Here is a 516-nt window from a genome sequence, read left to right on the forward strand (position 1 = left end):
CACGTAGGCGCGAATGTCTTCTGCCATCGCAAGTACCATCGGCTGACTTTGCAGGAAGTCGATGACAGGCTGGTCGCGGCCCGTGAGTGGGCGCAATTGCGTGTCGTAGTACGGGTTGGGCAGTGAACGCACGTCGAAGACAAGATCGGCGTCGGTCGGCACGCCATGCTTGAAGCCGAACGATTCGAACATCAACGTGATGTCGTGCGGCTCGTCGCTGATGAATTCTTTGATGTACGCGCGCAGGGCGTTCGTGCGCAGCGTGCTGGTGTCTATGCGGTGCGCTGGATCGGCCAGCGGGCTGAGCAGCTCGCGCTCCATCTCGATCGCTTCGATGAGCGAGGTGTCGAGGCCCTTGGCAGCCGCCTGCACATTGGCCGCGGTATCCGGGCGGCCGTTACGGATCGACAGCGGATGCCGGCGGCGCGTCTCGGAATAGCGCTGCACCAGCGCGGTCGTGCTCGCCGTCAAAAACAGCATGCGAACGTCGTGTTCCTTGCGCAGCACGGTGACCGT

General features: G+C 62.8%; 1 protein-coding gene. It reads right to left on the reverse strand.

Going from position 1 to position 516, the window contains the following annotated elements:
• On the reverse strand, positions 1-516 hold a 516-nt coding region (locus AC4FQX_RS15235; RefSeq protein ID WP_491168573.1), incomplete at both ends, for an RNase adapter RapZ.

The organism is Flavobacterium sp. AK-301, assembly GCF_058310215.1.